The sequence below is a fragment of the Corallococcus exiguus genome (assembly GCF_009909105.1).
GTDB classification, from domain to species: Bacteria; Myxococcota; Myxococcia; order Myxococcales; family Myxococcaceae; genus Corallococcus; species Corallococcus exiguus.
In genome coordinates this window covers 321,998-334,695 of record NZ_JAAAPK010000003.1, presented here as the reverse complement: position 1 = coordinate 334,695, position 12,698 = coordinate 321,998, and the positions used below count along the sequence as shown (strand labels likewise).

The window sequence follows — 12,698 nt, the reverse complement described above, 5'->3', positions numbered from 1 at the left end:
CTAGCGCTTCGCCTCCTTGGGCTTGCCCTTGGCGCCGGACGGGGCGGGGGCGGCCTTGCCGGAGTTGGACGCCTTGGAGCCCGTGGCCGGTTCCGTGATCATCCCCACGTTGGCGATGCCCGCGCGCTGGGCCGCGGCCATCACCTCCACCACCACGCCGTACGGCACGTCGCGGTCCGCGTGGAGATACACTTCCTTGTCCGCCTGCGCCTTGGCGTTGGCGGCGAGCTTCGTCTCCAGCTCCTCCAGCGGAACTTCCGCATCCCCGATGTAGACCTTGCGCCCCGCGTCGATGGAGAGGACGACCTTCTTCTCCGTCGCCTCCACCGGGGCCGCCTTGGTCTCCGGGAGGTTCACCTTCACGCCCTGCTGGATGAGGGGCGCCGTCACCATGAAGATGATGAGCAGCACCAGCATCACGTCCACCATGGGCGTGACGTTGATCTCGCTCATCGTGGTGCGGCCACCACCGCCCTTGCCTCCGCCCATGCCCATGTGACGGGTCCCCTAGCGGAAGAAGTGCCGCTTGATGATGTTGAGGAAGTCCGCGGAGAAGTTGGACATCTCCGTGTCGAACACCTTGATGCGGCTGACGAATGAGTTGTACGCGACCACCGCCGGGATGGCCGCGAACAGCCCCGCCGCCGTGGCGAACAGCGCGTTGCCCACTGGCGCCGCCACCGTGGCCAGCGTCGCGTTGCCCTGCTCCGCGATGTTGTTGAACGCGCCCAGGATGCCAATCACCGTGCCGAACAGCCCCACGAACGGAGACGCTGCGCCCACCGTGCCCAGGAAGGACACGCGGTTCTCCAGCTCCGTGATCTGCGCCGTGGCCGCGCGGTTGAGCGCGCGCTCCACGTTTTCAATGCCGCCCAGCTTGGCGCTCATCGCGTCCTCGGTGCCGCCACCCTCCTTGTTGCCCGTCTGAGCCAGCTTGCTCAGCTCCTCGTAGCCCGCGCAGAACACCTTCGACAGCGGCGAGCCCTCCAGCTTCTGGGCGGACTGGTAGATGGCCTCCAGCCGGGACGCCTTCCAGAACGTGTCAAGAAAGGTAAGCGACTGAGCGCGGGCACGCGACAGCTGGGTGGCCTTCATGGCGATGAGGGCCCAGGAGGCGACCGAGACGCCCATCAGGAGGAGAAGCACCGCGAGTTCGATGAACGACGCGTCGCGGATGATCTCCACGTAGTTCATGGCGCCAAAGGCCAGTGGCAGGTGGGGTATCATGGGGTCCAGCGCGTAACATTCCGTCCTCGGGTGGGTCAAACCCGCTCTCAACGCCCGGTTGCTTTGGACGGCACTGAATAATTCCCGGGGCTGGTCGTCTGGAGGGTTGTTACGGGCCGACGACCTCAACTTCCCGAAACCGAACCACGGATGCCCACCATGAACGCGAGAACGCTCGCCGCATTCCTCTGCCTCTCCTCAGGACTCTCTGGCTGCATCATCGAAGACAACCGCTACCCCGGCGACGTCCGGATGTCGTGGAGCTTCGATGGCGCCACCTGCGGCCAGATGCGGAACATCGATGGCGTGGACATCTACATCGACGGCGAGATCCTCGAGGGTGACGGCAAGTATCCCTGCTCGGCGAACGGCTTCGACGGCATCATCCTGCACGACTTCGCGCCCGGCACTTACTCGTTCACGGCGGAGGCGGTCGACTATGACGGCGTGGCGGTCTACTCGTACCGCGGCACGTTCTCCGTGGACGGCAACACGGCGGTGCCCATCAACTTCAACACGGGCCGCACGGGCGCCACGTCCTACGCCTATGTGAACTGGCTGTTCCCCACAGAGGCGGGCTCGTACTACCCCTCCTGTCAGCAGGCGGGCGTCGCCTACGTGGACGCCCGGGTGGATGACGGCGCGTGGGCGCGCTTCAACTGCAACCAGGGCAGCCAGGGCCGTTCGGTGGAGACGCCGGAGATTGCTCCCGGGCAGCACTACCTGGAGATCGTGGGCGTCGACGCGTACGAGCGGCCCCTCTACTACTACGGCGGTGGCTTCACGTCGCAGGCGGGCATCCCGGCCTCCATCACGGCGAACACCTGGGCCATTGGCGGCGCCGCGGTGGGCTGGCAGCTCTATGAAGGCGCCACGCGGCTCAACTGCAACCAGGCCGGCGTGAGCGAGGTGGGCATCAACTTCCAGGACATCCACACCAACGAGTGGGTCTACGGCGAAGCGGGGCAGTGGTTCGCCTGCAACGAGTCCCCGGCCGTCTTCGAGTTCCTGCGCCCCGGTGAGTACTTCGTGTCGCTGCAGGCGAACGGCACGAACGGCCGGCGCTACATCTCGCCCCGGGGAGCGGACATGCTGAGCCTGCGTGTCTACGCCCACGACTTCCCGAGCGCGGCGGAGGCCGCCATCGCTCCGCTCGACCGCGTGCAGTAGTCGCTAAGGCCCACCCGGGCCGGGCGGCATGAAAGGGTCGGAGGCCTTCCAGGCTTCCGGCCCTTCGTGCGTTCTGGGGGACACGCGGGCGGTGCGGGGGGCGTTGGCATCAAACGTGATAGGGACTCACCCCATGCGGCAAGACAGCCACGGTCCCATCGGCGTGTTCGACTCCGGCATCGGAGGGCTCACGGTCCTCAAGGCGCTCATGGCGCGGCTCCCCCACGAGCGCACGCTCTACCTGGGAGACACCGCGCGGGTGCCCTACGGCACCAAGTCCGGCGAGGTGGTGACGCGCTACTCGCTGAAGAACGCGGAGTTCCTGCTGGAGCGCGGCATCAAGCTGCTGGTGGTGGCGTGCAACACGGCCTCCGCCGCGGCGCTGCCCGCCCTCCAGGCCGCGCTGCCCGTGCCGGTGCTGGGCGTGATTGAGCCCGGGGCCCGCACGGCGCTCCAGCGCACCCGGGGCGGCGGGGTGGGCGTCATCGGGACGCCGGGCACCATCCGTTCCGGCGCGTACCAGCGGGCGCTGGAGGCGGGCAACCCGAAGATCGCGGTGAAGGCGACGGCGTGCCCGCTCTTCGTTCCCCTGGCGGAAGAGGGGTGGACGAACGGCGACGTGCCGCTGCTCGTGGCCCGCGAGTACCTGGCCGGCTTCGCGCGCGACGGGGTGGACACGCTGGTGCTGGGCTGCACCCACTACCCGCTGCTCAAGGGCGTCATCGCCGAGGTCGTGGGGCCGCACGTGTCGCTGGTGGACTCGGCGGAGGCCACGGCGGAGGCGGTGGCCCAACTGCTGGAGGAGAAGGGGCTGCTGGCGCCAGCGTCCGTGGGCGCGCCGGAGCACGCCTTCTTCGTCACTGACGTGCCGGAGCGCTTCGTGGAGGTGGGGGCCCGCTTCCTGGGGCGCCCCATTCCTTCCGCGGAGCAGGTGGACCTGCGCTTCTAGGCGGCCTTGCCGCCTGGGCCCTGCTTCTCAGCGCACGGGGGGCGTGGAGACGCTCGCCGTGGGCTCCTCGGCGGAGGACTTGAGCAGCTCCTTGGCCGCCTGGATGACCGGCACCTCCTGGGCGCCGTCCACGGCGACGAGCGCCTGGGCGGCCTCCGTGCCGATGTCGTCCTGGCGCGGCAGCTGACCGGTGACCCAGGTGATGAGCCGCTCCATCAGCGGGAAGAAGTGGATCATCTTCAGCGGCCGGTTCATCCAGCCCACGGTGATGCAGTAGTACTGGTTGAAGGGCGCGGTGTGGTGGATGCGGTGGTGGTCCGGCGGCAGGATGAGGTGCACGCGCTGCAGGAAGTTGATGATCGCGGGCGGCTCATCCAGGTGCGACCACTTGTGGAACTGGTTGGTCGCCATCACCCAGAAGATCATCGCGCCCAGGAACGCGGCCAGGAACACCCAGCCCGGGCCAGCGAGCGGCACGGCGACCGCGAGCGCCGCCACCGGCAGCGACACGAGGCAGTTGTTGCCGTTGGTCTCCACGAAGTCGTGGCGGGTGATGGCCTTCTCGTCCACGTGGTGCTCGCGGAAGGGGCGGATGAACGCCTTGCCCAGGACGGGCATCTCCGTGGAGCCCCACGTGTCGCCCATCCAGTGGACGAAGCCGGACACGAAGTCCGCGGCCAGGTAGCCCAGCACCACCGCCAGGATCAGCATCCACGGGCCGGTGTGGTGGGTGCTCCAGAGCTTGTAGACGAGCACGCTCTCCAGGCCCACGAACGCGATGATGGAGGCAATCTCCATGGCGCGGATGGCGGGCGAGTAGCCCTGCGCGAGCGCCTGGGCATCCTGCAGGCGGACCTTTTCCGCGATGGTGTCCGGCTTTTTCATCGGTGGTGTTCCGGCCGCGGCAGGGAGGGAGGGACTGACGGCGCGATCGTCAGAGGGGTTTACGTACCCCAGGGCGTTTCAGCTTTTCAACAGAGCCGCCCGTGCCCGCCAGGCTGGTGTCCACGTGTGGATCCGTACACGGAGGGTGACAGAAGGTGGCGGACGCACACCGGCGGGAAGCGGGCAGGCACGCACAAAAAAGAGGTGCGGAGCGCGTGACGCTTACCTTGTGAAGCCTGGACCCCGCTGCTACGGTGCCCGACCTCGGCAATGGCGAAAACCTTCGAAAAAGCCGTCACTGGCTTCAATCACAACATCAAGCACAAGGGGAAGGTCTACCACGTCCAGACCGAGGACTCGGGCGTCAACAACCCCCACATCATCACCCACCTGTTCGTGGGCGGGAACATCCTCGCGTCCAAGAAGACGTCCTACGCGGACATCCTCAACGCGGAGAACCTGGCGGAGGTTGTGCGCGAGTTGATGGAGGAGCAGCACAAGGAGATGCTGCGCAACCTCATCAACGGCGTGTACGACAACTACGAGTCCACGGTCCGTTCGTATCAGCCCGGCCAGCTCGCGACGGATGCGGAGATGGCCGCGCAGCCGAAGCTGCCGCCGCAAGCGCCCGCGCAGCCGCGCCCCCCCACGCCGCCGCCTCCTCCCGTCGTGGCCCCCGCCTCACATCTGCCTCCGGAAGTGGCCGCCGCGCGCGCCCTCAAGGAGAAGCCGCGGATCAACGAGGTAGGCGTGGAGACGCTCTTCGGCGAGGACCTCATCTCCGAGAAGAGCCTGGACGAGGTCATCCTCAGCTACCTGGCGAGCGAGGGCGAGCCCTCCTAAGGCCGCTCGCGCGGTGCTGCCCTCCGGCGACGCCCGGCCCGTTCCTGGGCGGGCTCCGGGGGCGTGGTACGCTGCCCGGAGGGCCTCGCGCTTCTCCGGACATGATCCAGTTCTTCCACGTCTACAAGGCGTATCCCGGCGATCCGCCGGTGTTGCAGGACATCAACCTGAACGTGGAGAAGGGCGAGTTCGTCTTCCTCACCGGCCCGTCCGGCGCCGGGAAGACGACGCTGCTCAAGCTCATCTTCTGCGGGGAGAAGGCCACCAAGGGTCAAATCCTGGTGGGCGGGAAGAACATCGCGCGCATCCGCGAGTCGGCGGTGCCGTACCTGCGGCGCAACATCGGCGTGGTGTTCCAGGACTTCAAGCTGCTGCCCCACCGCAGCGTCGCGGACAACGTGGGCTTCACGCTGGACGTGCTGGGCGTGCCCCGCTCGGAGGCGCGCGAGAAGGTGCACCGGATGCTCAAGCTGGTGGGGCTGGAGCACAAGGCGAACTCGCTGCCCCTGCGGCTGTCGGGTGGAGAGCAGCAGCGCGTGGTGATTGCGCGCGCGCTGGTGAACGACCCCACCATCCTCCTGGCGGACGAGCCCACGGGCAACCTGGACCCGGCGCTCACCGTTGAAATCATGGACCTGCTCACGGACATCAACATCCGGGGCACCACGGTGATGGTGGCCACGCACGACGCCACGCTCCTGTCGCGCTACCAGAAGCGCACGGTGCGCCTGGAGCGCGGGCTCATCGTCTCCGACGAGGACGGCGTCAAGGCGGCGCGGCGGATGCTGGTATGAGCGTGCTGTCGAAGGTGGCCTACTTCTGGCGCTCGGCGGCCGGGGGGCTGAAGCACGCGCCCTTCGTGCACTTCATCGCCGTGTCCACCATCGCCATCGCGCTGTTCGCGGCGGGGCTGGCGCGGGGCGCGTCGCACGTGGTGGACAACCTGCTCGCTTCGCTGGGCGGCGAGGTGGAGGTGACGCTCTACCTGGCGCCGCAGCTGGGTGAAGACGAGGTGCACGGCGTCCACACGCGCGTGGTGGAGCTGAGCCACGGCGAGGTGACGGTGGTGCCGCCGGAAGCGGCGCTGAAGCGGCTCAAGCAGGAGCTGGGCGACCTGGGCGAGGCGCTGTCGGAGCTGCCGGAGAACCCGCTGCCCGCGACGCTGGAGCTGCGCGTGCCGGAGGCGCGTCGTTCCCCCGCGGCGCTGTCGGCCCTGGCCAAGGAGCTGCGCGCGCTGCCCGGCGTCACCGGCGTGGACTACGGGGAGGCCGCGGTGGAGCGGCTGTCCGCCATCGCCCGCGCGCTGAGCTTCGGGGCGCTGGTGGCGCTGGTGGTGGTGCTGGGGACGACCATCGTCATCGTCGCGGCCACGCTCCAGCTGGCCATCTATTCGCGGCGCGAGGAGATTGAAATCCAGAAGCTGGTGGGCGCCACCGACCGCTTCGTGAAGGCGCCGTTCCTCCTGGAGGGACTGCTTCAGGGGCTGTTGGGCGCGCTGGTGGCGGTGGGCGGGCTGTGGCTGTTCGGCCGGCTCCTGGGGCCCACGCTGGGCTCGCTCTTCGCGTTCCTCCTGGGGCCGGGCGTGGCCGCGCCGTGGGTGGAGACGCGCACCGCGCTGGAGTTGCTCGCGGCCGGCTGCGCGCTGGGCCTGGGCGGCAGCTTCGTCGCGGTGGGGCGCTTCCTGCGCGTATGAGACGGCTCGTCTGGCTCATGGCGCTGTTGGGCGCGAGCGCCGCGTTCGCCCAGCCGGACGAGGAGTCGGAGCGCGCGGCCATCCGCGAGAAGCTGACCGCGCAGCGCGCCACGCTGGCCCTGGTGGAGGCGAAGAAGCTCTCCGTGCTGGAGGGCATGGAGCTGATGGAGGACATGGCCGCCTTCTCCCGCCGCCGCGTGCGCGCGCTGGAGGGCGACCTGAACCTCTTCCGCCGCCGCGTCGCGCTGGCCGAGCGTGAGGAGGCCGTGCTGCGCGAAGCCCTGCGCGCCCAGCTGCGCCGGCTGTCCCCGCGTCTGCGCACCCTGTACCGGCTCCAGCGCCGCCGCCCGCTGGAGGTGCTCCTGTCCGCGGACGACTTCGCCGCGCTCATGTGGCGCGCCCGCGCGCTGGAGGCCAGCATGGCGGGCGACCTGGAGCTGCTGCGCACCGTGCAGCACGTGGCGACCCTCCAGCGGCAGGCGACGCTGGAGCTGAAGCGGCTGCACACCTCGCTGTCGCAGCGCGTGGCCTTCCTCCAGCAACAGTCGAAGCAGGCCCAGGCGCAGCAGGAGGCGCTGGAGGAGGTGGTGGGGAAGCTGGCCGGCGAAGCGGAGCTGGCGAAGCGCGCCGTGCGCGAGTTGGAAGGCGCGGACGCGGAGCTCACCCGCATGCTGGTGGACCTGCACGAGGCCCCCGCGACGAGCGGCTTCGGCGCCCTGAAGGGCAAGCTGCCCCGGCCCGTGACGGGCATCGTGGAGGTGGGCTTTGGCCGCGTGGTGAACCCGCGCTTCAACACCGTCACCGTGCAGAAGGGCGTGGACATCCGCGCCGCGGCGGGCACCCCCGTGCACGCGGTGGCCGAGGGCACCGTCGTCTACGCGGGCTGGCTGCGCGGCTACGGCAACCTGCTCATCGTCGACCACGGCGACGACTTCCACACCCTGGTCGCCCACCTCTCCACCATCGCCGTCGCCGTGGGCGCGCGGGTGACCCCGGGCGACGTGGTGGGGGAGGTGGGAGACACCGGCTCCCTCAAGGGCGCCTACCTGTACTTCGAGGTCCGCCGCGCCGGGCAGGCCGTCGACCCCGCCCCCTGGCTCGCCCCCGCGACCGCCGCCGCCGGGACGCCCTGACATTGTCTGTTTGATGCGCTGCGTCCAAGACGCGGAGGCGTTAGAAGGTGCGGGGCAGCGGCCGTTGGTGAGGAAGGAGGCCTTCGCGTGGACCTGATGGGTGGGATGCAGGAAGCGATGCGCCGCGTGCTGGTGGCGCGGGGTGTGGAGTCGGAGACGGTGAACGTGGGTGGGCAGGCGGTGCACCACTACGCGCTGGAGGGGCAGGGCAAGGGTCCGCCGGTGGTGCTGGTGCACGGGCTGGGCGGGTCCGCCAACGGCTTCGGGCGCACGTTCTTCGGGCTGGCGAAGCGCTTCTCCCGCGTGCTCGCGCCGGACCTGCCGGGCCACGGCTTCTCTGGCGAGTACTGCGGCGGCCCCACCTGCGTGCAGGGCCAGTTCGACGTGCTGCGCGCCTACTTCGAACAGGTGGTGAAGGCGCCCGCCCTCGTGGTGGGCAACTCGCTGGGCGGGGCCATGGCCGTCAACCTGGCCTCCGAGCATTCCGCCTGGGTGAAGGCGCTGGCGCTGGTGGCCCCCGCGGGCGCGGAGCTGACGCCGCAGGCGCTGGCGGCGCTGCTGGGGCACTTCGCGGTGAAGTCGAGCGCGGATGTCCGCGCCCTGACGCGCAAGCTCTTCCACCGGCCGCCCCTGGGCGCGCTGCTGCTCGCGCCGGCGCTGAGCAGGCTCTACACGACGCCCACGGTGCAGGCGCTGGCGGCGGATGCGCTCGCGACGCAGGCGAGCATCGCGCCCCAGGCGGTGCGGGATTTGAAGATGCCGGTGCTTTTCCTCTGGGGCGGCAGCGAGCGGCTCCTGCCCCCGGAAATCCTCGCCTGGTACCGGCAGCACCTGCCCGCCCAGGCGGAGGTGCACGTGGTGGAGGGCTTCGGCCACGTGCCGCAGATGGAGCGGCCGGACGCGTTCGTGTCCCACCTGGTGGGCTTCGCGGACCGGGCTCGCCTCTAAGGGCGGGAATCGTCCGGCGGGCCGGGTGTAGACTCGGGGGCCTTGCGACGGCCCCTTCCACCCGACCCCCGAGGACGCGCTCCCGTGACCCGTTTCCCGAAGCCGTGGTGCATGGGATTCGCCGCGCTCCTGCTGTGGGGCGCGCCCGTGCTCGCGCAGAAGCCAGGGGACGCGGCCGGCCGGGAGGAGTCCGCGTACCGCCAGCTGGAGTTGTTCGCGCGAGTGCTCTCCTACGTGGAGAACAACTACGTGGAGAGCGTGGACCGGAAGACGCTCGTCCAGGGCGCCATCCAGGGGATGCTAGACACGTTGGATCCGCACACGCTCTTCATGCCCCCGGAGGTGTTCCGGGAGATGAAGATCGACACGTCCGGTGAGTTCGGCGGCCTGGGCATCGAAATCGCGCGCAAGGGCGACCGGCTGGTGGTGGTGGCGCCCATCGACGACACGCCCGCGGCGCGCGCGGGCATCAAGGCCGGGGACGAGCTGCTCGCCATCGACGGGGAGAGCACCCAGGGCATGGACCTGGGCCGCGCGCTCCAGAAGATGCGCGGGCCGGCGGGTGGCCGGGTGCTGCTCACGCTCATGCGCGCGGGCTTCAACGCGCCCCGGGAGCTGGCCATCCTGCGTGACCACATCCGCATCGTGTCCGTGGAGAGCGCGCTCTACGACGGCATCGGTCACGTGAAGGTGAAGAACTTCCAGGACCGCACGGACCAGTCGCTGAAGAAGGAACTGGACCGGCTGCGCGCGCTCAACGGCGGCAAGGAGCTGGACGGCCTGGTGCTGGACCTGCGCAACAACCCCGGTGGCCTGTTGGACCAGGCCGTGGCCATGAGCGACCGCTTCCTGCCGGGCAACCTGCCCATCGTGTCCACGCGCGGGCGGGACGGCCGTAACGCCTCCGAGGAGAAAAGCCGCGACCGCGACACGGAGAAGGACTACCCGCTGGTGGTGCTGGTCAACGCGGGCAGCGCCTCCGCGTCGGAGATTGTCGCGGGCGCGCTCCAGGACCACGGCCGCGCGGTCATCATGGGCACGCAGACCTTCGGCAAGGGCAGCGTGCAGACCATCATCGAACTGGAGGACGGCTCCGGCCTGAAGCTCACCATCGCGCGCTACTACACGCCCAAGGGCCGCAGCATCCAGGAGAAGGGCATCACCCCGGACTTCCTGGTGCCGGAGGATTCCACAGGGAAGCCGGGGAGTGACGCACCCCGGGAGAAGGACCTGCGGGGCCACTTCAAGGCGGAGCCGTCCCAGACGACGTCGGAGGTCGCCGCCCATCCCCGGACCCTGCCCGCGAACCTGAAGGACTGGGCGGTGACGGCGAAGCTCGCGGATCCACAGCTGAAGGTCGCGCTCAACTACCTCCATGGGTTGGCGCCAGGGCCCGCGTCCCGGGCCACCGGGAGCACCGCGGGTCGCTGAAACCCCTTTCGAGGCTGGCGTTCCGCCTCGCAGTGCGTGTAATGCGCACAGCAACGAGGGAGACCGGATGCGACGTCCTTTCAATCGCGCGCTGCACGCGACGCTCAGTGGCTGGCTGGTGGGAATGCTGGCCGTGGGCCCCGCGGCCGCGCAGCAACAACACGTACCGCTGCGGCTGATGCCGCGAACGCTGCCGACGGCGGCGGGCCCCCGCGTGGCGGTGGTGGCCATTCCCGTGGATGCCTCGCTGGAGGGTGAGGCGCTGGCGCTGGCGCACTGGGCGGAGCAGGCCGTGGCCCGCTCCGGCCGGCTGGAGCTGGTCCGTCTGTCGGACGCGCTGGACGCCCAGGGCGCGACCGCGCGCCAGACGAAGGCGGTGGAGGGCAACGCAGCGTTCAAGGACGGCGCCAAGGCCTACGACGAACTGGACACCGTGAAGGCGCTCCAGAGCTTCGACAGGGCGGTGAAGGCCTACGAGCAGGCGGACCTGTCGCGCGCGTTCCCGCTGCTCAGCCGCGCGCGGGTGATGAAGGCCGCGACGCAGGTGGCCAACGGGGAGAACAAGGCCGCGGAGCTGGAGATGCGCGGCGTGCTCGCGGTGGATCCGCGCGCCACCTTCAACCCCAACTTCTTCCCGCCCGAGGAAGTCGCCTTCGTGGAGAAGGAGCGCAAGTCGCAGCTGGAGGGCGCGCAGGCCACGCTGAACGTGAGCTCGCAGCCCGCCGCCGCGCAGGTGTTCGTGGACGGCACCTACCGGGGCGTGTCCCCGCTGGCGCTCACCGGCCTGACGCGCGCGGACCACTACGTGACGCTGGTGGCGCCGGGCTATGCCGTGACGGAAGGCCGGGCGCGCGAGGGCGAGTCCTCCTTCACGCTCGCGAAGCTGCCGGTGCAGCAGCGCTACGCGGCGCTCGTGGAGCGCATCGCGAAGAACGCCGACGACGAGGATCGGGACCAGGCGCTGCAGGAACTGGGCGTGCTCGCGGACGTGCCGCAGGTGCTGGCGCTGCTGGTGCGCGGCGGTCCGGGCAACGCGCCCCTGACCGTCACCGGCCTGCGCATGGACGTGGCGGACGGCCACAACCTGGCGTACGCGATGGGCCAGGTGCCGCGCGGTGACGCGATGGCCACGGGCTCCGAGGCGCTGCTGACGGGGCTCGTCGGCCAGGACGCGGCGCGCGTCGACGGCAAGCCGGTGAAGCACTTCGCTGGCGGTGGAGGCGTGAGCCGCAAGACCGCGGGCTACGTGCTGCTGGCCACGGGCGTGGCGCTCCTGGCGGGCGGCATCTACTTCGGCCTGGAGGCCTCCTCCAAGTCGGACGCGTTCAAGACCGCGCCGCAGGGCAGCACGCGCGCGGAGGACCTGAAGAGCACCGGCAAGACGTACGCGCTGGTGGCGGACATCGGCGTGCTGGCGGGTCTGGTGTCCGCGGGCGCCGGCAGCTACCTGGCGTTCTACAAGAAGGGTGGGGGTTCGTCGTCCAGCGCCCCCGCGAGCCCCCCGGTGGAGAAGGCCGCGCCGGCTCGCGACGAGAAGCCCATGAAGGAGGCGCTGCCCATGCCGCCGCCTCCGCCCGCCGCCAAGACGGAGCCCGCCCCCAAGGTGAACGCCACGTCCACGCCCACGCCCGCCACCGAGCCGGCTCCGGCGAACAACCCCCCGCCGCCCGTCTTCGAGCCGCCCCCGACGCCGCCGCCCGCGCCGCCCGCGAAGAAGCTGACGCGCAAGGAGCGTGAGGCCGAGGCGAAGCGCCAGCGCGCGGAGGAGGCCCGCCTCAAGCGCGAGGAGGAACAGCGCAAGAAGGACGAGGAGGAGCAGCGCAAGAAGGACGAAGAGGCGAAGCGCAAGGCGGACGAAGAGGCGAAGCGCAAGGCGGACGAAGAGGCCCGGCGCAAGCGCGAGGAAGAGAAGAAGCGCCCCAAGCTCGACGAAGACGATCTCCGGAACTACTAGCCATGCGCCGCCTTTCATCGCTCATCGTTCCCTCGGCCCTCGCCCTGGGCCTGTCCGCCTGCAGCCTGCTCGTCAGCTTCGACCCCGAAGGGCAGCCCTGCGACCGCGGTCAGTGCCTGGAGGGCTACGTCTGCCGCAACGAGGTCTGCACCTCCGAGGACGGCACCCCCACCGACGCCGGCACGTCCGACGCCGGCACGACCGACGCCGGTACCAGTGACGCCGGCACCACCGACGCCGGTGACGGCACGGACGCCGGCCTCACGGATGGCGGTCTGCTGACCGACGGCGGCGTCCGCGACGGGGGCTGAAGTCCCGCGCCGCGCCCGGCGTCACCGGTCGCCAGTCACGGCGCCGGTGACGGGGCCCTGATGCCGTTGTTCCGCCGCGCCTTTGAGTCCCTGTCTCCAGGGTCCCAGGGCGCGGCGCCCTGTAAACACTCCCGCACGTGGCCACCGGGCCGCG

At 70.2% G+C, this 12,698-nt stretch carries 13 protein-coding genes; 10 read left to right on the top strand and 3 right to left on the bottom strand.

Annotation, left to right across the window (positions count from 1 at the left end):
* Complete coding sequence (gene tolR, locus GTZ93_RS12915; protein WP_120580673.1) at positions 1 to 495, bottom strand: protein TolR; 495 nt, start codon at positions 493 to 495, stop codon at positions 1 to 3.
* Between the two features lie 12 nt (positions 496 to 507).
* Complete coding sequence (locus GTZ93_RS12910; RefSeq protein WP_139921694.1) at positions 508 to 1,227, bottom strand: MotA/TolQ/ExbB proton channel family protein; 720 nt, start codon at positions 1,225 to 1,227, stop codon at positions 508 to 510.
* A gap of 159 nt (positions 1,228 to 1,386) precedes the next feature.
* Here GTZ93_RS12910 and GTZ93_RS12905 point away from each other — a divergent pair, with 159 nt between their 5' ends.
* Together GTZ93_RS12905 and murI are read left to right on the top strand one after the other, a co-directional pair.
* Positions 1,387 to 2,397, top strand: a complete 1,011-nt coding sequence (locus GTZ93_RS12905) for an Ig-like domain-containing protein (RefSeq protein WP_139921692.1) — start codon at positions 1,387 to 1,389, stop codon at positions 2,395 to 2,397.
* A 133-nt stretch (positions 2,398 to 2,530) separates the two neighbouring features.
* Positions 2,531 to 3,346 carry a glutamate racemase gene (murI, locus tag GTZ93_RS12900; RefSeq protein WP_121755684.1) on the top strand — a complete coding sequence of 272 codons (816 nt, stop codon included), beginning with the start codon at positions 2,531 to 2,533 and terminating at the stop codon, positions 3,344 to 3,346.
* 27 nt (positions 3,347 to 3,373) lie between these two features.
* On the opposite strand, the gene carF is transcribed toward murI, so the two are convergent.
* Positions 3,374 to 4,231 carry a plasmanylethanolamine desaturase gene (gene carF / locus GTZ93_RS12895; RefSeq protein WP_120580669.1) on the bottom strand — a complete coding sequence of 286 codons (858 nt, stop codon included), beginning with the start codon at positions 4,229 to 4,231 and terminating at the stop codon, positions 3,374 to 3,376.
* Positions 4,232 to 4,501: 270 nt separating this feature from the next.
* Here carF and GTZ93_RS12890 point away from each other — a divergent pair, with 270 nt between their 5' ends.
* The 8 genes from GTZ93_RS12890 to GTZ93_RS12855 all read left to right on the top strand — a co-directional run bounded on the left by GTZ93_RS12890 (position 4,502) and on the right by GTZ93_RS12855 (position 12,544).
* Positions 4,502 to 5,074: a hypothetical protein gene (locus GTZ93_RS12890; RefSeq protein ID WP_121755685.1), complete on the top strand. Its 573-nt coding sequence runs from the start codon at positions 4,502 to 4,504 to the stop codon at positions 5,072 to 5,074.
* A 101-nt stretch (positions 5,075 to 5,175) separates the two neighbouring features.
* Entirely contained in the window at positions 5,176 to 5,868 is a 693-nt protein-coding gene (ftsE, locus tag GTZ93_RS12885) for a cell division ATP-binding protein FtsE (protein WP_120566358.1), read from the top strand.
* Entirely contained in the window at positions 5,865 to 6,767 is a 903-nt protein-coding gene (locus tag GTZ93_RS12880; RefSeq protein ID WP_120580666.1) for a cell division protein FtsX, read from the top strand. Before ftsE ends, GTZ93_RS12880 begins: the two co-directional genes overlap by 4 nt.
* Positions 6,764 to 7,900 (top strand): murein hydrolase activator EnvC family protein, encoded by a 1,137-nt coding sequence (locus GTZ93_RS12875; protein WP_180946149.1) that lies wholly within the window; start codon positions 6,764 to 6,766, stop codon positions 7,898 to 7,900. The genes GTZ93_RS12880 and GTZ93_RS12875 overlap by 4 nt, the downstream gene beginning before the upstream one ends.
* An 87-nt stretch (positions 7,901 to 7,987) precedes the next feature.
* Positions 7,988 to 8,848 (top strand): alpha/beta fold hydrolase, encoded by an 861-nt coding sequence (locus tag GTZ93_RS12870; RefSeq protein WP_139921690.1) that lies wholly within the window; start codon positions 7,988 to 7,990, stop codon positions 8,846 to 8,848.
* Positions 8,849 to 8,932: 84 nt separating this feature from the next.
* Complete coding sequence (locus GTZ93_RS12865; RefSeq protein WP_139921688.1) at positions 8,933 to 10,279, top strand: S41 family peptidase; 1,347 nt, start codon at positions 8,933 to 8,935, stop codon at positions 10,277 to 10,279.
* A gap of 67 nt (positions 10,280 to 10,346) precedes the next feature.
* Positions 10,347 to 12,233, top strand: coding sequence for a PEGA domain-containing protein (locus tag GTZ93_RS12860; protein ID WP_161662791.1), 1,887 nt, complete (start codon positions 10,347 to 10,349; stop codon positions 12,231 to 12,233).
* A 2-nt stretch (positions 12,234 to 12,235) separates the two neighbouring features.
* Positions 12,236 to 12,544: a hypothetical protein gene (locus GTZ93_RS12855; RefSeq protein ID WP_139924304.1), complete on the top strand. Its 309-nt coding sequence runs from the start codon at positions 12,236 to 12,238 to the stop codon at positions 12,542 to 12,544.
* Positions 12,545 to 12,698 lie beyond the last annotated feature (154 nt).